The following is a 20,818-nucleotide window of genomic DNA, read 5'->3' as shown; positions in this document are numbered from 1 at the left end:
TTCCCACAGGAAGGGCCCAACTACGGTCCGGTTCCGCCAAACTATCGGCACAATTCGGCTTCAGCAGTGCGGCTGTTGCAGCTTTTTGGACTGGCCGCGCGGCCTGGGGGTGTGCCTTGGAGTCTTCGATCGAAACCATCCGCCTTTCGCGGCGGACCTTCGAACTGCTGCCCGTCGAGCGGATCATGCTGACAACAGCCTTGGTCGCAGAGGCGGCGGGGATTGCCCTCGCAACCGCACTGCAACGCAATGTGAACTGGCCGCCCATGCTGCTGGGTTTTGCCATTGGCCTGGCGCTCATTGCTCTGGGGGCTTTCGTAAGGGGCACTCGGGGGTCGTCTCGTGTGGCGCTGGCCATGGTGGGACTGGGAAGCTTCTTTGCCTTCACCTCGGCCTCTCCCATCGTGATCTTCTCGCTCATGCCGCTGACCAACCCGATGGTCGATGACTGGCTGACCTGGTCCGGGCACCTTGTCGGATACGACTGGCACAGCCTGATCAACCACATGCTGGACTATCCCGTGATCCTGCGGGCACTTGGCTATGTCTATCAGAGTTCGATCTTCCAGCTGATGCTGACAGTCTGCTTTCTCGCGGCCCTGAACCGGGCGCTTTCCGTGCACCGCTTCATGCTTGTCGGGATGTTCAGCCTTGCGGTGACGGTTGCGATCTGGTGGGTCTTTCCCAGCGTCGGCTATGTCGGGGCGCTGGATGTGCCGGCAGAGGTGCTGCGCGAACGCGGTTACCATTACGGGACCGACCGTGGCGGTTTCCTGACACAGCTGCTGACCGAGGGTCCGGCGCGCATCAGCCCCGAGACGGTCACGGGTGTGGTCGGCTTTCCCTCCTATCACATGGTCATGTGTTGTCTGGTCGTCTGGTTCCTGCGCGCGACGGTGCTGTTCGTTCCGGCACTGATTCTCAACCTGGCGATGATTCCTGCCACCCTGATCCACGGCGGTCATCATCTGCTTGATATTCCGGGTGGGGTGGCGGTGTTTGCGCTCTGCGTCTGGTTCGTCTCCAGATTTCTGGCCCCGGGCGACGAGTTGGAGCCGGTGCGCACCTCTGGTTCCTGAACGGCGTCTTGTGGATCAACGGGCGCGCGCCGGGGTCAGCCGCGACACGGCAGGGCCAATCGCCAGTAATTGCTCCCGCACCCGGACGATGGGGCTGCGGATCGTAGGGGTCACCATCGAAGCGGAGGCCGCCCCGCATCGGATTGTCGGCCGTGATCTTCGCCAAGGGTAACCCGTTCGGTCGCTATCTCGCGCGGAACGTCCGATGGCAGGCGCCGGCAGTTGCGGGTTGGTTTCCATCTTTTTGCGGGGTTTTGGTCAAGTTTAGGCCGCAAAAGGCCTTCAAACCCATGGCGTGTTTCGCAGACGGAGACGGTTGTGATTTACCTTGCCCATGGCAGTGATCGGTCGCCGATCATGACGTCTCTCTATCACTATCGGTTCGTCCTCCTGCTTGCAGCGATCCAGGCGGCGCTTGGCTTTTACGCGCTTTCCGCGGCACCAGGCTTGCCCCTTGGCGGCTTCGGGGCGCAGGTGCTGCAGTTGGCCACGATCCTTCCCTGCGCGGCCTATGCCGTCATCGCCCACCGTCTGTTTCACCTGACCTATGTCGAGCGCACACCGCAGCGGATGGAAGTCCTTCAGGCCGAGATCAGGTCCTTTCTCACCGACGGGCCAACCATCCTGCGCGGCGGCCTGACCTTGGCCCTGCTTCTTGCTGCATTGGCGGGTTTTACCCAGGCCAAGAGGCTGGTGGCGATCTTGGGTGAATTTTCCTGGGACGAGACGTTAGAGCAACTGGATCGCCTGGTTTTCCTTGGTCACGAACCGTGGCGGGTGTTTTACGGCCTGATCGGCTGGGATTGGGTGCTGACGGTTCTGACCGGGGCCTATGCCTTCTGGCTGACGTTGCTGCTGTGCACCCTGACCATTGCCGCCTTTGCCCGCAAGAACCCGGTCGCCCGGATGCAGTTCATGATCGCGCATCTGCTGAGCTGGCTTGTCATTGGAATCGTCATGGCAACCCTGATGTCCTCTGCGGGACCGGTGTATTACGCGGATCTGGGCCTGGGAAATGTGTACCGGCCGCTTCTGGAAACACTTGACGCCCATGCCGAGACCTATCCCTACAGTGTCCGCGACCTGCAGAAAGTTCTCTGGGATCTCTACACGCTTCCCGATGGCGGCTTCTCGGTGATTTCGGCCATGCCTTCGATGCATGTCGCATCCACGATGGTCGTTACGCTTTATGCCTTCACGGCTTCGCGCGCGCTGGGCTGGGTTCTGACCGCCTTCACACTGGTAATCTTCATCGGATCGTTCATGCTGGCCTGGCACTATTTTCTCGATGGCATCGTGGCCATGGCCGCTGTCGGCGTGATCTGGCAGGTCAGTGGCTGGCTTGCGCGGCGCACGGTTCCCGATCAGGCATAGGGCACATCCCAGTCTTCCTCATCCCGCAGGGCACCGATTGCCAGCCAGTCTGCCCGGACGCGGGCGATCCGGGTGTCTGACCAGGTGCGGAACACGATCTCGAAGCCCCTGCCTGTCACCTGCTCGGCCGCGATATCGACACGGGAATTCGTCGAACAGGCGATGTCCCACATGGAAAGCCCGATGGTGACCACTGGCACATCCACAAAGACCTGCGCAAAATCCTGTCGCAGCCTCACCTCGCGCGGCCCTGCGCCAACCCACATCGCGCCATCCTGAGAGAAGGCTTCGAACAGAACGCGCGACCCCTGATCGACCGCAATGGTTCCCCTGAATTTCTTCATGTCCCGACCGGATCCTTCTGCCGGCCACATCTTGCCCCAAAACTTCCGACAGGGAACCGGAAAAGGAAAGCCCCGGACGAACCGGGGCTTTCGATGCGCTTATCGGTGTGGCCGAGGATCACAGTCCTGCGGCAATCCGCATGGCTTGCAGGTCGGCCACCAGCTTGTCGGCGGCATCCTTGTCGGAACTCAGCGCCGCCGCCTGGCTGGCTTCGGCAACCAGCGCATCCAGCTGAGGCGCGGTCAATTCGTCCAGCGGCACCGCCTGTTCGGCCAGAACCGTCACGCCCGAGGCGCTGATCTCGGCGAAGCCGCCGGTGACGACATAGGCTTTCGTCCCCTCGGCGTTCACCACCTTCAGCAGACCCGGACGCAGCGAGGTGATCGTGGCGGCATGGCCTTCCATCGCCGTCAGGTCGCCATTGGCCCCCGGAATCTGGACCTCGGTCGCCGGGACCGACGCAAGGCGCCGTTCCGGGCTGACGAGGTCGAATTGCAGCGTGCTGGCCATGTCGCCCCCTTACGCCGCAGCCGCGGCAAGCTTGGCGGCCTTGGCCTTCACGTCCTCGATGTCGCCGACCATGTAGAAGGCGGCTTCCGGCAGATGGTCGTATTCGCCGTTCACCACCGCCTTGAAGGATGCGATGGTCTTTTCCAGCGGCACCTGCACGCCGTCCGAACCGGTGAAGACCTTCGCCACGTCGAAGGGCTGCGACAGGAAGCGCTGGATCTTCCGGGCGCGGGCCACGGTCAGCTTGTCCTCTTCCGACAGTTCGTCCATCCCGAGGATGGCGATGATGTCCTGCAGCGACTTGTAGCGCTGGAGGATTCCCTGCACGGCGCGGGCGACATTGTAGTGCTCTTCGCCCACGATCTGCGGGTCAAGCATCCGCGAGGTCGAATCCAGCGGGTCCACCGCCGGATAGATCCCCAGTTCCGAGATCGCGCGCGACAGCACGGTGGTCGCGTCGAGGTGCGCGAACGAGGTCGCGGGCGCCGGGTCGGTCAGGTCGTCGGCCGGAACGTAGATCGCCTGCACCGAGGTGATCGAACCCTGCTTGGTCGAGGTGATGCGTTCCTGCAGCGCACCCATGTCGGTTGCCAGCGTCGGCTGGTAGCCCACGGCCGAGGGAATGCGGCCCAGAAGGGCGGACACTTCCGAACCCGCCTGGGTGAAGCGGAAGATGTTGTCCACGAAGAACAGCACGTCCGTTCCCGACTGGTCGCGGAACTGCTCGGCCAGCGTCAGGCCGGTCAGCGCCACGCGGGCACGTGCCCCCGGGGGTTCGTTCATCTGGCCGTAGACAAGAGCCACCTTCGATTCCGACAGGTTGTCGATCTTGATGACGCCCGATTCGATCATCTCGTGATAGAGGTCGTTCCCTTCGCGGGTCCGTTCACCCACGCCCGCGAAGACCGAATAGCCCGAGTGAACCTTGGCGATGTTGTTGATCAGTTCCATGATCAGAACCGTCTTGCCCACGCCGGCGCCGCCGAACAGGCCGATCTTGCCGCCCTTGGCATAGGGCGCGAGCAGGTCGATGACCTTGATGCCGGTCACCAGGATCTGGCTTTCCGTGGCCTGTTCGCTGAATTCCGGGGCAGGCTGGTGGATCGCACGGGTTTCCTTGGCCACCACGGGGCCCTTTTCGTCAACCGGTTCGCCGATGACGTTCAGGATGCGACCCAGCGTTGCGTCACCGACAGGAACCGAGATCGGCGCGCCCAGGTCCTTGACCGGCGTGCCGCGCACGAGGCCTTCGGTCGCATCCATGGCGATGGTGCGCAAGGTGTTCTCGCCCAGGTGCTGCGCGACCTCGAGGATCAGGCGCTTGCCGTTGTTGGTGGTTTCCAGCGCGTTCAGGATCGCGGGCAGCGCGCCATCGAACTGAACGTCGACGACGGCGCCGATGACCTGCGTCACCTTGCCGGTGCCAGCGGATGCTTTCGGGGCTTTTGCCATTTGAGTTCTCCTTGTCAACCGCGCGAAGCGATTGCCTCTTCGATTGATGATTTCAGTTTTTGGACCAAGGCCCTATCAGGGGACTCGAAAGCTTGCTGGTTGCCACTAGACGTACGCAACATCAGCTTCGCCTTCCCCTTGTCTGCGAAATGCCAAATGAGCGCGGCACCAACGGCGATGAGCAAGAGCCCAAACCAGAATGAGCCGGAGAACATCTGAAAGAGTGCGACCGCGCAAAGGACCCAACCGCCAATTACCAGAGGATGGGTAGCAAGTTCGATCGACACGGCGCCAATGTTTGCTATTGGGTAGGAAGTATCGCCAAACTTCGCGATTGTTCTCGAGATCACGATTGGTCCAGCGGAAAACATAAGGTCGCTCATAGCTACAGAGCCTCCGCCCCCGAAATGATTTCGATAAGCTCTTTGGTGATCGCGGCCTGACGGCTCCGGTTGTACTGGATCGTCAGCTTGTTGATCATGTCGCCGGCATTGCGGGTCGCGTTGTCCATGGCGGACATCCGCGCGCCCTGCTCCGAGGCGCCGTTTTCTAGAAGGGCGGTGAAGATCTGCGTGGCGACGCCGCGCGGCAGAAGGTCGGCCAGGATCGCCTCTTCCGAGGGTTCGTAGTCATACAGCGCCGAGGCGCCGGTGGCTTCGAACTTGGCCGGGATCACCTGCTGTTCGGTCGGGATCTGGCTGATGACCGACTGGAAGCGGTTGTAGAAGATCGTCACCACGTCGGCCTCGCCGGCCTCGAAGGCCGCCATGACCTCGCGCGCGATGGCCTGCGCATTGGCATAGCCCACGCGCTTCACTTCGCTCAGGTCGATGTGACCGACAAAGGCATTCGCCCAGTCGCGCTTCAGCTGTTCACGGCCCTTCTTGCCGACGGTGAGGATCTTCACCGTCTTTCCCTGCGCCACCAGATCGGCGGCGCGGGACCGGGCCAGCTTGACGATGGACGAGTTGAAGCCGCCGCAAAGCCCGCGCTCGCTGGTCATCACCACCAACAGGTGCACCTGGTCCCGGCCGTTTCCGGCCAGAAGCTTCGGTGCACCCTCTCCAGTGCCGACACCGGCGGCCAAGGCCGACATCACCGCTGTCATCCGTTCTGCAAAAGGACGGGCGGCCTCGGCGGCCTCTTGCGCACGACGCAGTTTCGCCGCGGCGACCATCTGCATCGCCTTGGTGATCTTCCGCGTGTTTTTCACGCTTCCGATCCGGTTCTTGAGATCCTTCAGGCTTGGCATCTGCCTTCTCCCTCAGGGCGCTCAGACAAAGTCTTTGGCGAAGGCGTCGAGTTCCGCGCGGATCGCTTTTTCCAGATCGCCCGCAACCTTGCGGTCGTTCTTGGTGATGTCGTCCAGAAGCGCCTTGCCCTTGGTGCGCAGGTGCTGCAGCAGGCCCGCCTCGAACCGGCCCACGTCCTTGACGGCGATCTTGTCCAGATAGCCGTTGGTGCCGGCATAGATGACGCAGACGATTTCCGCGTTGGTCATCGGCGAATACTGGTTCTGCTTCATCAGTTCCGTCAGGCGCGCGCCGCGGTTAAGAAGCTGCTGGGTGGCGGCGTCAAGGTCGGACCCGAACTGCGCGAAGGCCGCCATTTCGCGGTACTGCGCCAGTTCCAGCTTCACCTTGCCGGCAACCGACTTCATCGCCGAGGTCTGGGCCGAGGAACCCACGCGGCTGACCGACAGACCGGTGTTCACGGCCGGACGAATACCCTGGTAGAACAGTTCGGTTTCCAGGAAGATCTGGCCGTCGGTGATCGAGATCACGTTGGTCGGGATATAGGCCGACACGTCACCGGCCTGGGTTTCGATGATCGGCAGCGCCGTCAGTGAACCCGCGCCGAAATCCTCGTTCAGCTTGGCCGAACGCTCCAGCAGTCGCGAGTGCAGGTAGAACACATCGCCCGGATAGGCCTCGCGCCCCGGCGGACGGCGCAGCAGCAGCGACATCTGGCGATAGGCCACGGCCTGCTTGGACAGGTCATCGTAGATGATCAGGGCATGGCGGCCGTTGTCGCGGAAGTATTCCGCCATGGCGGTCGCCGAATAGGGCGCCAGGAACTGCATCGGCGCGGGGTCCGAGGCGGTGGCGGCCACGACGATCGTGTAGGCCATGGCACCGGTCTCTTCCAGCTTCTTCACCAGCTGGGCGACGGTGGAGCGCTTCTGGCCGACCGCGACATAGACGCAATAGAGCTTCTTCGATTCGTCCGAACCGGCGGCCTCGTTGTAGGACTTCTGGTTCAGGATCGTGTCCAGCGCCACGGCGGTCTTGCCGGTCTGGCGGTCGCCGATGATAAGTTCCCGCTGGCCACGGCCGACGGGGATCATCGCGTCCACGGCCTTCAGACCCGTGGCCATGGGTTCGTGCACCGACTTCCGCGGAATGATGCCGGGGGCCTTGACGTCGGCCACGCGACGCTCGGTCGCCTTGATCGGACCTTTGCCGTCGATCGGGTTGCCCAGCGCGTCCACGACGCGACCCAGCAGCGCATCACCGGCCGGCACGTCCACGATGGACTTGGTGCGCTTGACCGTGTCGCCTTCCTTGATGTCCTGGTCCGACCCGAAGATAACGACGCCGACGTTGTCGACTTCCAGGTTCAGGGCCATGCCCCGGATGCCGCCGGGGAATTCGACCATCTCACCGGCCTGCACGTTGTCGAGGCCATGCACACGGGCAATCCCGTCGCCGACCGACAGCACGCGGCCGACTTCGGCCACTTCCGCGTCCTTGCCGAAGTTCTTGATCTGCTCCTTGAGGATCGCAGAGATCTCAGCAGCCTGGATTCCCATCACCCAACCTCTTTCATTGCATTTTGCAGGGCCGCGAGCTTTGCCTTGACCGAGGTGTCGATCATGGTCGAGCCCAGCTTGACGACAAGACCGCCGATGAGGGATTCATCGACGGTCGTTTTCAGTTTCACGGTCTTGCCGACACGCGCCTTCAGCGTCTCGGCCAGTTTCTTGGACTGCGCGGCGCTCAGCGCACGGGCGGCAGTGACTTCGGCGGTCACTTCGCCCTTTTCGGCAGCGATCAGGTCGGCCAGGTTCGCCAGGAATTGCGGCAGAACGAACAGGCGGCGCTTTTCGGCCATCAGCGCCAGCGTGTTGGCCGTCAGCTGGCCCAACCCCAGCCTCCCGGCGATCGCGGCGATCGCCCTGCCCTGGTCCTCGCGGCTGATGACGGGCGAGGCGATCATCGCCCGCAGGTCGGCACTGGCGTCCAGGGCTTCCGAAAGGGTCGCGATATCCGCTTCCAGCGCCTTCAAGGCGCCGTCTTCCCTTGCCAGGTCGAACAAGGCCGATGCGTAGCGTGAGGCAATGCCCAGAGAGATCGAAGCTGGTTCCGACACGTCAACCCTTCCGTTGTCTGATGCCCAGGGCTCTGGCGAACCGGGCGCTCCATCGGCGCACACCTCGACCCCCCGGCCGTGGCGCATGCCATCCGTCGCGGGCGTCCTTAGCAGAGGCCTTGATACCCCGCAACCGGGTTGGACACGGATTCTTGAGCCTTGCCCTGCGCAGATCGTCGCTGTTTGCGCAATCGTTGCGGACAGGTCGCGGAACGCCCGGAATCGGCGGGGCGCTTCTGGCGTTCACGACCCGTCACATGCCCGTCACACCCGGCCGCCTTCGGTTGACCCTTCCTGCCTGCGCGGCAAGTGTCCCACGGAAACAGACCGGAAAGAAAGGCAGGCAGGCATGACCCTCTCGCGACGCGGACTGATCGGATTTGCACTGGGCACGGCGACGCTCGCCACGACGGCGCGTGCCAATCCTGCTGGGGCACGCAACAACATCTCCAGCTTTGTCATGCAGGACTGGCGCGACCATTTCGACGGTCTCGGCCCTGCCACCATCGTTGCCGACACCGGCTCGCGCGCCCTGCATTTCTGGAATGCCGACGGGTCGGATTATCGCATCTATCCGACCTCGGTCCCGCTGACCGACGAACTGACCAGGCGCGGCTATACATCCATCGTGCGCAAGAAGGTCGGCCCCAGCTGGACCCCCACGCCGTCACAGATGCAGCGCTACCCCGACTGGAAGCCGATCGGCCCCGGGCCGGACAACCCCCTTGGCACCCACGCCATGTATCTGTCCTGGCCCGCCTACATCATTCACGGCACCCATGACACCCGGAAGATCGGCCGCCGTTCCTCGGATGGCTGCATCGGGCTTTTCAACGAAAACATCGCCGAACTTTTCGCGCTTTGCCCGATCGGCACCCAGGTCAGGGTGGTCTGACGCATGGCCGGGCCGGGCAGCCGGCCCTGTTCCCGGTTCAGCGCCGGTTCGGGCGCCCCCTTGCCCACGCCTTCCAGGACGCGCAGGGGTCTTCTTACTGCTGCTCCAAGGCCCCCGCGCGTGGGGGCATAGACCTGCTTGGACGACTCGACCATCAGCACCCCCCCCACCAGCCAAGGCATCCGGCGCCCGACCCCTTCCCAGAAATCGGCCGTCCGCAGCCAGAACCGTGTGGTCGATGGCGGCGCGAACAGCACCGACTGGCTGCGTTCCGGCGTGAAGCCGTGGCGCCTGAGCTGTGCCTCGAGCTGTGCGCCGGAATAGGGCCGACCATAGCCGAAGGGCGTGGCGTCGTTCCGCGCCCAGAGGCCCGAGCGGTTCGGCACGATGAACAGCGCCCGCCCCCCCGGCGCAAGCACCCGCGCCGCCTCGTCCAGCACGGCCGATGGGTGCTCAGAGGTCTCAAGACCGTGCATCAGCACCAGCCGATCGGCAATGCCCGTGGGCAGGGGCCAGGCGGTCTCCTCGCACAGGACGCTGACATTCTCCATTCCCGCGGGCCAGGGCATCACGCCCTGCGGTCCCGGCATCAGCCCCACCACGCGCGCGGTATCGGCCAGATAGGGACGCAGAAGCGGCACCGCAAAACCGAACCCCACTACCGTCTGACCCGGACCGGGGGGCCAGTGCTTCACCACCTGTTCCCGGATCGCGCGCTGGGCCACCCGGCCAAGCTGGGTGCGGTAGTAGAAATTCCTCAGGTCAAGCACATCAAGGTGCATTGCGGCCGCCGCCCTTTGGGTCGATCCTGCCCATCATACTCGGGAAGGGACCAAAGACCATGCCGCTTGACCTGATCACCATCCCCTGCCTTTCGGACAACTATGCCTGGCTGATCCACGACCCCGCCTCTGGCCGCACAGCCGTGGTGGATGCGCCCGAAGCCGGCCCGATCCTTGCGGCTCTCGAGGCGCATCAGTGGCGACTGACCGACATCCTGATCACCCACCACCACGACGACCACATCCAGGCTGTCGATGCGCTGCGCAACCGGACGGGCGCCCAGGTCCATGGCGCCGCCGCCGATGCCCACCGCCTGCCGCGGCTTGACCAGACGCTGGTCGATGGCAGCCGGTTCTGGCTGGGCTCGGAAGAGGTGCAGGTGATCGCGGTTCCGGGTCACACCATCGGCCACATCGCCTATGTCATGCCGGCCAGCGGCTACGCTTTCACCGCCGACAGCCTGATGGCCGGCGGCTGCGGTCGGCTGTTCGAGGGCACAGCCCGGCAGATGCACGACTCTCTGCGCAGGCTTGCCGCCCTGCCCCCCGACACGCTGATCTGCTCAGGCCACGAATACACCGCCTCCAACCTGCGCTTCGCCCTGACCCTTGAACCGGACAATCCTGCGCTTATCTCACGCAGTGCCGAGGTCGCCGACAAGCGCACCCGGGGCATTCCTACCGTTCCTGTCCCGCTTCAGGTAGAGCTGGACACGAACCCTTTCCTGCGGGCGCATCTGCCCGCGCTCAAGACAGCGGTCGGCCTGCCAGATGCCGACGATGTCACGGTTTTCGCCGAAATCCGGGCCAGAAAAGACAAGTTCTGATTCCAGCCTATCACAATTGGTGTGAAGACGCTGGGGAAACCCCGAAATCTGGAAGATTGCGCTTGAAGTGCGGTGAAGAAAACCGAACTTTAGGCATATGAGGCCACGGTCGGTATCGGGCCCGAAAGCCCCCCGACCCGCAGGACAGGAGCACGAACCGTGCCATCGTTTTCGACCACGCTTGAACAGGCAATCCATAGCGCCCTGGCCTTGGCCAACTCGCGCCGTCACGAACTCGCCACGCTGGAACATCTGCTGCTGGCGCTGATCGACGAACCCGACGCGGCCCGGGTGATGAAGGCCTGCGCGGTCAACCTCGAGGAACTGCGCAAGACGCTCACCGATTTCATCGACGACGACCTGTCGACCCTTGTCACCGATGTCGAAGGGTCCGAGGCCGTGCCCACAGCCGCCTTCCAGCGCGTGATCCAGCGCGCGGCGATCCATGTGCAAAGCTCGGGCCGGACGGAAGTGACCGGGGCAAACGTCCTGGTGGCGATCTTCGCCGAACGTGAATCGAACGCGGCCTATTTCCTGCAGGAACAGGACATGACGCGCTATGACGCGGTGAACTTCATCGCCCATGGCGTGGCCAAGGATCCCACCTATGGCGAGACGCGCCCCGTCCAGGGCGCCGACGATCCGCAGGAAACCCCGAAGGCCGAGGCCGGCGAGGCCAAGGAATCGGCTCTGTCAAAATACTGCGTCGATCTGAACGTGAAGGCGCTAAAGGGCGATGTCGATCCGCTGATCGGACGCGAGGCCGAGGTGGAACGCTGCATCCAGGTGCTGTGCCGCCGGCGCAAGAACAACCCGCTTCTGGTGGGCGACCCCGGCGTAGGCAAGACAGCGATTGCGGAAGGCCTTGCCCGCAAGATCGTGCTGGGCGAGACGCCCGAAGTCCTGTCCAAGGCCACGATCTTCTCGCTCGACATGGGCGCGCTTCTGGCCGGCACGCGCTATCGCGGCGATTTCGAGGAGCGGCTGAAGGCCGTGGTCAAGGAACTGGAAGACCACCCCGACGCGATCCTCTTCATCGACGAGATCCACACCGTGATCGGCGCCGGGGCGACCTCGGGCGGGGCGATGGATGCCTCGAACCTGCTGAAACCCGCTTTGCAGGGCGGCAAGCTGCGCTGCATGGGATCGACCACCTACAAGGAGTTCCGCCAGCACTTCGAGAAGGACCGGGCGCTGTCCCGCCGGTTCCAGAAGATCGACGTGAACGAGCCGTCGGTTCCCGATGCGATCAAGATCCTGATGGGTCTGAAGCCGCATTTCGAACAGCATCACGACCTGAAATACACCAACGAGGCGATCAAGTCGGCGGTGGAGCTGGCCGCGCGCTACATCCACGATCGCAAGCTGCCGGATTCGGCGATCGACGTGATCGACGAGGCCGGGGCCGCGCAGCACCTTGTGGCGGAATCGAAGCGGCGCAAGACGCTCGGCATCAAGGAGATCGAGGCCGTGGTGGCAAAGATCGCCCGCATCCCGCCCAAGACCGTCTCGAAGGACGATGCCGAAACGCTCCGCGACCTGGAAAAGACGCTGAAGCGCGTCGTGTTCGGCCAGGACAAGGCGGTGGAGGCGCTGTGTTCGGCGATCAAGCTGGCCCGCGCCGGCCTGCGCGAGCCGGAAAAGCCCATCGGCAACTACCTCTTCGCCGGCCCGACCGGCGTCGGCAAGACCGAGGTCGCCAAGCAACTGGCATCGAGCCTCGGGGTGGAACTGATCCGCTTCGACATGTCGGAATACATGGAGAAGCACGCGGTTTCCCGCCTGATCGGCGCGCCTCCGGGCTATGTCGGCTTCGACCAGGGCGGCATGCTGACCGATGCGGTGGACCAGCATCCGCACTGCGTCCTGCTTCTGGACGAGATCGAGAAAGCCCATCCGGATGTGTACAACATCCTTCTGCAGGTGATGGACCACGGCAAGCTGACCGACCACAACGGCCGGACGGTGGATTTCCGCAATGTGATCCTGATCATGACCTCGAACGCCGGGGCCTCCGACATGGCCAAGGCCGCCATCGGTTTCGGCCGTGACCGGCGCACGGGCGAGGATACGGCGGCGATCGAGCGCACCTTCACGCCGGAATTCCGCAACCGTCTGGACGCGGTGATCAACTTCGCCCCCCTCGGCAAGGAGGTCATCATGCAGGTGGTCGAGAAGTTCGTGCTGCAGCTCGAGGCACAGCTGATGGACCGTGGCGTCCATATCGAGCTGACGCCCGAAGCCGCCGCCTGGCTGGGCGACAAGGGCTACGACGACAAGATGGGCGCCCGTCCGCTGGCCAGGGTGATCCAGGAGCACATCAAGAAGCCTCTGGCCGAGGAGCTGCTGTTCGGCAAGCTGGTCAAGGGCGGCGTGGTCCGGGTCAAGGTCAAGGACGACGCCATTGTTCTGGACATCGATGAACCGCAGAAACCGCGCCTCACCGGCCAGAAGCCGCCCCTGCTGACGGCCGAGTGATCGCTCGCCCCCGCAAGGGGGCCTGGCGGCCGCTCATCAAGCCCGTGCGGGCAGCCGTTGCTAACTCGGCAAAGCGCAGCCCGGCGAACAGTCCCGCAAAGGGCGATAAGCGCCCTTTGCCCTATCGTTCGGTCAGCTTCAGTTCGATCCTGCGGTTCTGCGCCCGGGCCTCCGGGGTGTCGCCTTCGGCCACAGGACGGTATTCGCCGAACCCGGTTGCCGCCATCCGCTCGGGCGGAAAGCCCAGTTCGTTCTGCATGTAGCGCACCACCGACAGCGCGCGCGCCTGGCTAAGTGCCCAGTTGTCGCGGAATTCTCCGCCCCCGGACAACGGCACGTTGTCGGTGTGGCCGTCCACCCGGATGATCCAGTCGATCTCGGGCGGGATCTTGTCACGGATCTCGTTCAGGATGCTGACCACGCCCGCGATCTGCGCGCGCCCTTCCGGCGCCAGTTCGGCCGAACCGGGATTGAACAGCACCTCGGACGAGAACACGAAACGGTCGCCCACCACCCGAACACCCTCGCGCCCTTCCAGCAGGGCGGAAAGCTGCCCGAAGAATTCCGACCGGAAGCGGGCAAGGTTCCGGTTCTCCTCTGCCAGACGCACGGCTTCGGCTGCCTCCAGTTCGGCCCGACGGCGCTGTTCGGACGCGACTTGCGCCAAGGCGGCGTTCAGTTCGGCCCCCAGGCTTTCCAGCTGCACCCGTGCCTCGGCGTCGCGGGCCTTCGCCTCGTCCAGAACCTGTTGCAGGCTGCCCAGCTGCGCCCTTAGGGCCGCAACCTGCTGGTTCAGAAGTTCGACCTCGCGCGCCGCCTTCAGCGACTTTTCCTGTTCCGCAGTCAGGGCTGCCTCGGCCGCCGCCAGGGCCGCGTCCTTTGCCCCGGCCTGCTCTGCCACCTGCCGGGCCGCCGCCAGCAGGGTCAGGGTTTCTTCGGCGCGCTTGCGTTCCGCCTCAAGCGCAAGCGTCATCGCGGTCAGTTCGGTGTCGGCGTTGGCCAGCCGGTCGCGCAGCGCCTGCAGGGCGGCTGCATCGGCCAGGCGCGCAGCCTCGGCCTCGGTCAGCTTTTCCGTTGCCTGGGCTAGCGCGGCAGCATCGGCCTCGCCCTTGGCGCGCACTTCGGCCAGCAACGCCTCGAGCGCCTCGCGCCGGGCTGCCGCCAGCCGGGCCGCCTCGGCGCTGGCGTCGATCTCTTCCCGCGCCTTGGCCAGGGCCAGCGACATCGCCTCGGCTTCGCTGACCAGCTTCTTTTGCGCAGCCTCAAGTTCAGCCACGGTTGCGCCCAGGCGGCTGGCCTCGCCCCGCGCGGTGTCGCGTTCCAGAATCAGGGCGGCGACCTGTGCCTCGAACGCGGTGATCCGCCCTGTCGCGGCCTCAAGCTCAGCCTGGCGCCTGGCCAGGTCGGCCGTCAGCGTGGCAACCAGCCCGGCCTGGCGTTCGCCCTCGGCCTGTGCTGCCGCCAGCCCCGCCCGCAGCGTGGAAATCTGCGCCTCGAGGTCCGAAGCCCTGGTCCGCTCCAGACCCAGGGCATTGGCCAGGTCCGCCACTTGGGCCGTCAGGGCATCGAGTTCAGAATTCTGCGTGGTCAGCCGGTCGCGCAGCACGGCCTGCAACATGGTGAAGATGGTCAGGACGAACATCAGCACCATCAGAAGCGTCGTCACCGCATCGACGAAGCCCGGCCAGATGATCGAACTGTCCCGCCGTCGTGCGCCGGCCATGACCTATCCCCGCCCCGCCGTTCGGCCCAGCTGGCGGATCGCTGCCGTCAGCGCCGCAATGTCCGACCGCAGGTCCGCCAGTGTCTCCTGCCTGCCGGCTGCCATCTCTTCAAGGATGCGCAGCAGCTGTACGTCGATCGACCGCAGGCGCATCCGGCTTTCGGCGTCGGCATGCCCACCCTCGCCCGTCGCCAGCACCGCGATCAGCCGGTCCTGCCCGTCGGCGATGCGACGCAGGATGGCGGCCTGGCTGCCTTCGTCGCCGCGCTGGTCGCCCAGAACTGTAAGAGCCTGCGTCAGGTCGGCGATCCGGGCCTCGAATGCGGCGCGTCCCGCCTCGGCCTGTTCGTGCATCAGCTGCAACTGCTCCATCTGCACGGCCATGTGGTCGATCATCGCGGCCAGCGCACCCTGATCGCCACCGTCGCTCTCGCCGGTGAAGCCGATCCGGGTGATCGAGGACAGCCATTCCTCAAGCTCGCGGGTAAAGCGCGCCTGGCCGTGCCCGGCGAACAGCTCAAGAAGGCCCAGCACCAGCGACCCCGCAAGTCCAAGCAGCGACGAGGAAAACGCCGTTCCCATCCCGCCCAGCTGACTTTCAAGGCCGCTCATCAGCTTTTCAAACACCTCCATCCCGCTTTCGCCCTCTTGCGGGGCAAGCGAGCGGATGGTCTCGACCACCGCCGGAACTGTGGTGGCCAGCCCCCAGAAGGTGCCCAGCAGGCCCAGGAAGACCAGCAGGTTGATCAGATAGCGCGTTATGTCGCGGGCCTCGTCGATCCGCTGGGCGACCGAATCCTGGATCGACCGCGACGAAGAGGCCGAGATCGACATTCGCGCCGTCCGTGCGCGCAGCAGCGCGGCCAGCGGTGCCAGAAGGCGCGGCGGCGCGTTGTCTTCGGTTCCAGGGGTGCCGCGAACGAAATTCTCGATCCAGTAGACCGATTGCGCCAGGATCCAGACCTGCCAGAAACAGGTCAGCACACCGATCAGGAAAACGAAGGCGATCAGCCCGTTCAGCAGCGGATTGGCACGGACGATGTCGATGATCTGGCCATGGATCGCCCAGGCCCCGGTTCCGACCAGCGCACAGACCAGAAGCATCTGGGTAATGGCGCGGATCGGCTGACTGAAGGTCGTCGCAACCTCTGCGCCCCGTGTCTCGGTCTGGGACATGCCTGCCCTTCTGTTTCCTGCCCTTTGCGCAAGACTAGCAGGCCCACGCGCGCTGCCAAGCAAAAGGTCAGCACAGGCTGCGCACGCGCCGCGCAAGCCATTCCAGATCGGGATCGCTGATACCAAGTTCGGCCAGATGCGCAGCCGTCGCCCAAAGGTAGTCGCGGTTTGGCCCTCGCCCGCCATGCGCCCGGGCGATGATCCGGGCCTGTTCATCCAGGTCCAGCCTGCCGCAATACTGAACGTGATCGGGGTCGATGACATAGGTCAGCGCCTCGACCGGACCGGCCTCTGTCTCGACCCGCAGCACGGTCTCCAGATAGGCGGACGAGACCAGTTCGCGCTCTCGCAGGCCGGCCAGCGCCTCGGCCTCGGCCCCGGGGACGACTCGGAAGGCAACGCCCTGGCAGCTTGCGCCGTCCGCACGATCCAGCGCCAGCACCAGACCGGGGTTCACCGCAGTGCCCCGGTGATGGATCGAGCGCATGCAGAAGCTGCGATGCCAGCCGGCCACCCGCCCGATGCGCTGTTCGGCAACGGGGAAGCCGGGATCCCAGATCAGCGACCCGTATCCGAAAACCCAAAGTGATCCATGCATGGCTGGCCGTGAACCCCTTGCCCCTGTAAACACCGGGGCAAGGGCAATGAAAAGGGCCGCTGCATGCGCAAGCTTCTCATTCTGATCCTTCTGGTCACAGGCCTGTGGTGGGGCTACTGGTTCGTGGGATCCTCGGCGGTGCGTCAGGGCGTGGAACAGGCCTTTGCCGAGGCTGCCGCCCGCGGTGCCACCGCAGAGCGCACGGGGCTGACGGTTGCGGGCTTCCCGAACCGCTTCGACCTGACGGTCGAGGGCATACGCTATGCCGATCCTGTCTCGGGAATCGGATGGCAGGCACCTTTCGCCCAGCTCTTCGCGATGACCTGGAAGCCCTGGCACATCATCGCCGTGCTTCCGCCCGAGCAGGTGGTGACCCTTCCGGGCGAAGCGGTCACCGTCATGGCCGAGGGGTTGCGCGCAAGCCTCCGCGCCCGTCCGGCGACCGATCTGCCGCTGGCCCTGGCCGTGGCCGAGACCGGCCCCTTCCAGGCCCGATCCAGCGCAGGCTGGACGCTTGGGGCAGAGCGTGCCGTCATGTCGCTGGCCGCAGCCGAGGGCGGACAGAACGCCTATGATCTGTCGCTGGATGTCGCCGGGCTTGCACCCGACCCGGCGCTGCTTGCGCGGCTGGTGCCCGATGACAGCCTGCCCCCGACGGTCGGGGTGATCCGCCTGCGTGCCAGCCTGACGCTTACGGCGCCCCTCGACCGGCACGCGGGCCAGACCCGCCCCCGTGTCGCTGCACTGGCGCTGACTGACACGCTGATCACATGGGGCGAGCTGTCGGCGGCGGCTGCCGGTCGCATCGCGCCCGATGACAATGGCCTGGCGGCCGGCCGGATCGACGTCACCATCACCAACTGGCGGCGGATCCTTCCGGTCCTGGTTGCCTCGGGCGCGGTCCGGCCGGAACTGCTGCAGACGGTCGAAACGATGCTGGCAAGCCTCGCCCAGCAGACGGGTGACCCCGAGGTGCTGAAACTGCCGCTCGTCCTGGAAAACGGCTGGATGACGCTGGGCCCTGTGCCGCTCGGCCCTGCGCCGGTGCTCTTGCCGCCTGCGGGCTGAGGCTCGCGGACAATTCCGCCACGACCGGCCCCACGACCCGACGACAGGCCGACGGCGCAGGAGAGGGCAGCTCCGAAGCTCCTGCCTTGCTCTATCGGCAGTAGGTACCGCCGGCACGGGCGGACGTGTCGAAGTGGAAGTGATCCTCGTGATAGCCGTCCGACCCCGGGCCAAGCGTCGTCTTGAAATAGCCGCAACCCGCCCTGTAGATCCGGCGCAGAAGCTGGTCATAATCCTGCGCCACCGTCAGCACCCGACCGTTGGCCAGCACGAAGGCCGAAATATCGACGGCCCGGCCCTTGCCATGCTCGCTGACTTTCGCGCCCTTCACATTGTTCCGCCCCCGGCAGACGTAATGAGCGGCGATGCGCAGCTCGGCCAGCTGGCCATTGAAGGCGGGCTGGGCGACCTCGTCCACCCAGGAATTCAGGGCCCTTGCGATGCTGCAATCCACCGTTGCCGCCTGGCTGAGCCGCACCCCCGCAACCGAGGTGACGCGCACCGGCTCCTCAACGCCGCAACCCGAAACCTTTGACCCGATGGGGGCAATCGGCTCTCCCTTGATCGCCGCGACACCGCAGACCGCGCCCTGCATCGAGGCTGCCTCGCGCTTTTTCTTCCGCTTCTCGCGTGGCGTAAGCGGTGGGGCCGCTGCGGCCGGTTCAACTTCGGCCTCGGGCGGCCTCGACGACAGCTTCAGCCCGGTTTCGGCCGGGGCAACCCGCAGCGCCGCGATCTGTTCCACCAGTGCGCGCGGCCGGGCCAGCGGGCGCAGGGATCGTGCCATCGCGCCGGGTGGAAAAGCTGTCGCCTGCACGGATGCATCCGCTGCTGCCATCTGCAGCTCGGGCCTGGCCCTGGGTTTCACATCTGGCGCGCTGGCCGGCACGGTGTCGGGCATGGGCGCCGGTGCGGGATCAGCTACAGGGGGGGCAGCGCCCAATCCAGCCAGCACGGGGTTCGGCAGCGGACGCGGTGATCTGTCCACCGCTTCGGCCCCGGCCTTCACGGCCAGGCAGCACAGGGCGGCGGCCAGCAGCCCCCGCACCGGCTAGCCTTCCTTCGCGGGCGCCGAGCGCCCGAAGTCCGGCGCGGCCGTGTCCTGGCCGGCCTCGATGATCCCGCGGCGAATGGCCCGGGTGCGGGTGAAATAGGCGTGCAGATGCTCGCCATCCCCCATGCGGATGGCGCGCTGCAAGGTGAACAGCTCTTCGGCAAACCGGCCGAGGATGTCCAGCACCGCGTCCTTGTTGGTCAGGAATACATCGCGCCACATCGTCGGATCGCTGGCCGCAATTCGGGTGAAGTCGCGGAAGCCCGAGGCCGAATACTTGATGACCTCCTGCTGCGAAACACGCCGCATGTGGTCGGCCACACCGACCATCGTGTAGGCGATCAGGTGCGGCGTGTGGCTGACCACGGCCAGCACCAGATCGTGCCGGGCCACGTCCATCTCGTCGACATTGGCACCCATCGCCTCGAGCAGCTTCCGCAGCCGCGCGATCTCGACAGGGTCGGTTTCGGGCAAGGGCGTCAGCAGCCACCAGCGGTTCTGGAACAGCGTCGCAAAACCCGACCTCGGCCCCGAATATTCGGTGCCCGCCAGCGGATGGCCGGGAATGAAGTGCACACCCGGCGGAATGTGCGGCGCCACGGCATCCACCACCGCCTGTTTGACCGACCCCACATCCGTCACCACCGCACCCGGCTTCAGATGCGGCCCGATCTCGGCGGCGATCTCGCCCATCGCGCCCACCGGCACCGCCAGAACCACGAGGTCGGCACCCTTCACGGCCTCGGCCGCCGTTTCGCAGACCCGGTCGCAGAACAGATCCCTCGCCACCGCGCGCGTCTCGACCGAACGGGCATGGCCCACGATCTCGCCAGCCAGCCCGTGCGCCCGCATCGCATGCGCCATGGACGAGGCGATCAGTCCCAAGCCGATCAGGGCGACACGCTGATAGATCATTTCACCCCCTTGAACTGCCCGATCGCATGGGCAACCTGGCGGCACGACGCCTCGTCGCCGACGGTGATCCGCAGGCAATGCGGCAACTTGTAACCCGCCACACGCCGCACGATCAGGCCCTGCTTCTGCAGGAAGGCATCGCAGGCCTCGGCTTCTTCCGGGCTGGCAAAGCGGGCCAGGATGAAATTGGCCATCGAGGTGTCCGAGGGCACGCCGATCTCGGCCAGGGCTTTGGCCAGCCACCCGCGCATCCGGCTGTTCTCCGCCCGGCACCTGGCCACATGGTCCTGGTCGCGCACCGCCGCCTCGGCGGTCTCGAGCTGGGTGGTGGACAGGTTGAACGGACCCCTGATCCGGTTCAGCACGTCGATCACATGCCGCGGACCATAACCCCAGCCGATCCGCAGCCCACCAAGGCCGTAGATCTTCGAAAAGGTCCGGGTCATCACCACATTGTCTCGCGCATCGACCAGCGCGGCCCCGCCGTCGTAACCCTCGACATATTCCGCATAGGCCCCGTCCAGCACCAGAATCGCCTGGGGCGGCAGGTTCTCGGCCAGCCGGGCGATTTCAGCGGCCGAAATCATCGTGCCGGTCGGGTTGTTCGGGTTGGCCAGGAACACCAGCTTCGTACGCCGGTTGCAGGCATCGAGGATCGCATCGACATCCGCCGTGCGCTCGCGCTCCGGCACCTCGACCGGGGTCGCGCCCACAGCCAGGGCCGAGATGCGATACATCAGGAACCCGTGTTCGGTGAACACGACCTCGTCCCGCTGGCCGGCATAGGCCTGGCAGAGAAAGGTGATGATCTCGTCCGACCCCACGCCGCATATGATGCGGCCTGCGTCCAGACCATGCACCTCGGCGATGGCGGCGCGCAGGTCGGCGTGGTCGGTCACCGGATAGCGATGCAGGCTGTGGACGGTGCGCGCGAAGGCGTCCTTTGCCTTGTCCGAGGGACCGAACGGGTTTTCGTTCGACGATAGCTTCACCACATTGGCCACACCCGCCACATGCGCCTTGCCGCCTTCGTAAAGGGCAATGTCAAGAATGCCTGGCTGCGGCTTGATCTGGTCGTTCATCGTGGCCCCCGCGGAATTGCGCCCCGTTTACCTGCCCCGTGCGCGCAAGGCCAGAGCCTTCCGCCCGGTGCGGTGTGTCCGCAGCCGT

General features: G+C 65.2%; 19 protein-coding genes and 1 pseudogene. 6 read left to right on the top strand and 14 right to left on the bottom strand.

The annotated features are described in order from the left end of the window. The first annotated feature begins 116 nt into the window (after positions 1 to 116). Together EYB42_RS08240 and EYB42_RS08235 are read left to right on the top strand one after the other, a co-directional pair. The gene (locus EYB42_RS08240; RefSeq protein ID WP_135449528.1) at positions 117 to 1,079 is read left to right on the top strand and encodes a phosphatase PAP2 family protein; all 963 of its coding nucleotides are present in this window, start codon (positions 117 to 119) and stop codon (positions 1,077 to 1,079) included. Positions 1,080 to 1,397: 318 nt separating this feature from the next. After that, positions 1,398 to 2,453, top strand: coding sequence for a phosphatase PAP2 family protein (locus EYB42_RS08235; RefSeq protein ID WP_167850965.1), 1,056 nt, complete (start codon positions 1,398 to 1,400; stop codon positions 2,451 to 2,453). Here the strand turns inward: EYB42_RS08235 and EYB42_RS08230 are convergent. The 7 genes from EYB42_RS08230 to EYB42_RS08200 form a co-directional block, all read right to left on the bottom strand. After that, positions 2,444 to 2,797: an H-type lectin domain-containing protein gene (locus tag EYB42_RS08230; RefSeq protein ID WP_135449524.1), complete on the bottom strand. Its 354-nt coding sequence runs from the start codon at positions 2,795 to 2,797 to the stop codon at positions 2,444 to 2,446. The genes EYB42_RS08235 and EYB42_RS08230 overlap by 10 nt on opposite strands. 118 nt (positions 2,798 to 2,915) lie before the next feature. Next, a complete protein-coding gene (locus EYB42_RS08225; protein ID WP_135449522.1) occupies positions 2,916 to 3,308 on the bottom strand; it encodes a F0F1 ATP synthase subunit epsilon in 393 nt (130 codons plus the stop codon). Between the two features lie 9 nt (positions 3,309 to 3,317). Then, positions 3,318 to 4,760 carry a F0F1 ATP synthase subunit beta gene (gene atpD / locus EYB42_RS08220; protein ID WP_135449519.1) on the bottom strand — a complete coding sequence of 481 codons (1,443 nt, stop codon included), beginning with the start codon at positions 4,758 to 4,760 and terminating at the stop codon, positions 3,318 to 3,320. A gap of 14 nt (positions 4,761 to 4,774) precedes the next feature. Next, on the bottom strand, positions 4,775 to 5,143 hold the full coding sequence (locus tag EYB42_RS08215; protein WP_135449518.1) for a DUF6232 family protein: 369 nt from the start codon (positions 5,141 to 5,143) through the stop codon (positions 4,775 to 4,777). Between the two features lie 2 nt (positions 5,144 to 5,145). Further along, complete coding sequence (locus tag EYB42_RS08210) at positions 5,146 to 6,012, bottom strand: F0F1 ATP synthase subunit gamma (RefSeq protein WP_135449516.1); 867 nt, start codon at positions 6,010 to 6,012, stop codon at positions 5,146 to 5,148. Between the two features lie 21 nt (positions 6,013 to 6,033). Beyond that, positions 6,034 to 7,572, bottom strand: a complete 1,539-nt coding sequence (gene atpA / locus EYB42_RS08205) for a F0F1 ATP synthase subunit alpha (RefSeq protein WP_135449515.1) — start codon at positions 7,570 to 7,572, stop codon at positions 6,034 to 6,036. After that, a complete protein-coding gene (locus EYB42_RS08200) occupies positions 7,572 to 8,132 on the bottom strand; it encodes a F0F1 ATP synthase subunit delta (protein WP_135449514.1) in 561 nt (186 codons plus the stop codon). Before EYB42_RS08200 ends, atpA begins: the two co-directional genes overlap by 1 nt. Before the next feature lie 349 nt (positions 8,133 to 8,481). Here EYB42_RS08200 and EYB42_RS08195 point away from each other — a divergent pair, with 349 nt between their 5' ends. Then, on the top strand, positions 8,482 to 9,027 hold the full coding sequence (locus EYB42_RS08195; RefSeq protein ID WP_135449513.1) for a L,D-transpeptidase: 546 nt from the start codon (positions 8,482 to 8,484) through the stop codon (positions 9,025 to 9,027). 23 nt (positions 9,028 to 9,050) lie between these two features. Here the strand turns inward: EYB42_RS08195 and EYB42_RS08190 are convergent. Continuing rightward, positions 9,051 to 9,809, bottom strand: a pseudogene (locus EYB42_RS08190) (class I SAM-dependent methyltransferase); the annotation flags it as partial. Between the two features lie 59 nt (positions 9,810 to 9,868). Here EYB42_RS08190 and gloB point away from each other — a divergent pair. Next, on the top strand, positions 9,869 to 10,636 hold the full coding sequence (gene gloB / locus EYB42_RS08185; protein WP_135449511.1) for a hydroxyacylglutathione hydrolase: 768 nt from the start codon (positions 9,869 to 9,871) through the stop codon (positions 10,634 to 10,636). A gap of 159 nt (positions 10,637 to 10,795) precedes the next feature. Beyond that, positions 10,796 to 13,114 (top strand): ATP-dependent Clp protease ATP-binding subunit ClpA, encoded by a 2,319-nt coding sequence (gene clpA, locus EYB42_RS08180; RefSeq protein ID WP_135449509.1) that lies wholly within the window; start codon positions 10,796 to 10,798, stop codon positions 13,112 to 13,114. A 121-nt stretch (positions 13,115 to 13,235) separates the two neighbouring features. Here the strand turns inward: clpA and EYB42_RS08175 are convergent, their stop codons facing one another. From EYB42_RS08175 to EYB42_RS08165, 3 genes are all read right to left on the bottom strand, one after another. Beyond that, positions 13,236 to 14,837 carry a peptidoglycan -binding protein gene (locus tag EYB42_RS08175; protein ID WP_135449506.1) on the bottom strand — a complete coding sequence of 534 codons (1,602 nt, stop codon included), beginning with the start codon at positions 14,835 to 14,837 and terminating at the stop codon, positions 13,236 to 13,238. A gap of 3 nt (positions 14,838 to 14,840) precedes the next feature. Beyond that, a complete protein-coding gene (locus EYB42_RS08170; RefSeq protein WP_135449504.1) occupies positions 14,841 to 16,013 on the bottom strand; it encodes a biopolymer transporter ExbB in 1,173 nt (390 codons plus the stop codon). 67 nt (positions 16,014 to 16,080) lie between these two features. Beyond that, positions 16,081 to 16,611 (bottom strand): gamma-glutamylcyclotransferase, encoded by a 531-nt coding sequence (locus EYB42_RS08165; RefSeq protein ID WP_135449502.1) that lies wholly within the window; start codon positions 16,609 to 16,611, stop codon positions 16,081 to 16,083. A 63-nt stretch (positions 16,612 to 16,674) separates the two neighbouring features. On the opposite strand from EYB42_RS08165, the gene EYB42_RS08160 reads away from it, so the two are divergent. Continuing rightward, entirely contained in the window at positions 16,675 to 17,679 is a 1,005-nt protein-coding gene (locus EYB42_RS08160; RefSeq protein WP_135449500.1) for a DUF2125 domain-containing protein, read from the top strand. A 91-nt stretch (positions 17,680 to 17,770) separates the two neighbouring features. On the opposite strand, the gene EYB42_RS08155 is transcribed toward EYB42_RS08160, so the two are convergent. The 3 genes from EYB42_RS08155 to hisC form a co-directional block, all read right to left on the bottom strand. After that, positions 17,771 to 18,496 carry an extensin-like domain-containing protein gene (locus EYB42_RS08155; protein WP_240784041.1) on the bottom strand — a complete coding sequence of 242 codons (726 nt, stop codon included), beginning with the start codon at positions 18,494 to 18,496 and terminating at the stop codon, positions 17,771 to 17,773. A 234-nt stretch (positions 18,497 to 18,730) separates the two neighbouring features. Beyond that, entirely contained in the window at positions 18,731 to 19,648 is a 918-nt protein-coding gene (locus EYB42_RS08150) for a prephenate/arogenate dehydrogenase family protein (protein WP_135449497.1), read from the bottom strand. Beyond that, positions 19,645 to 20,730: a histidinol-phosphate transaminase gene (hisC, locus tag EYB42_RS08145; RefSeq protein WP_135449495.1), complete on the bottom strand. Its 1,086-nt coding sequence runs from the start codon at positions 20,728 to 20,730 to the stop codon at positions 19,645 to 19,647. The genes EYB42_RS08150 and hisC overlap by 4 nt, the downstream gene beginning before the upstream one ends. Positions 20,731 to 20,818: the final 88 nt, after the last annotated feature.

Source organism: Tabrizicola caldifontis, assembly GCF_004762095.1.
Lineage (GTDB): Bacteria > Pseudomonadota > Alphaproteobacteria > Rhodobacterales > Rhodobacteraceae > Tabrizicola > Tabrizicola caldifontis.
Note: the sequence above shows the minus strand (reverse complement) of the source record. Positions and strands in the feature narration are given on the sequence as shown.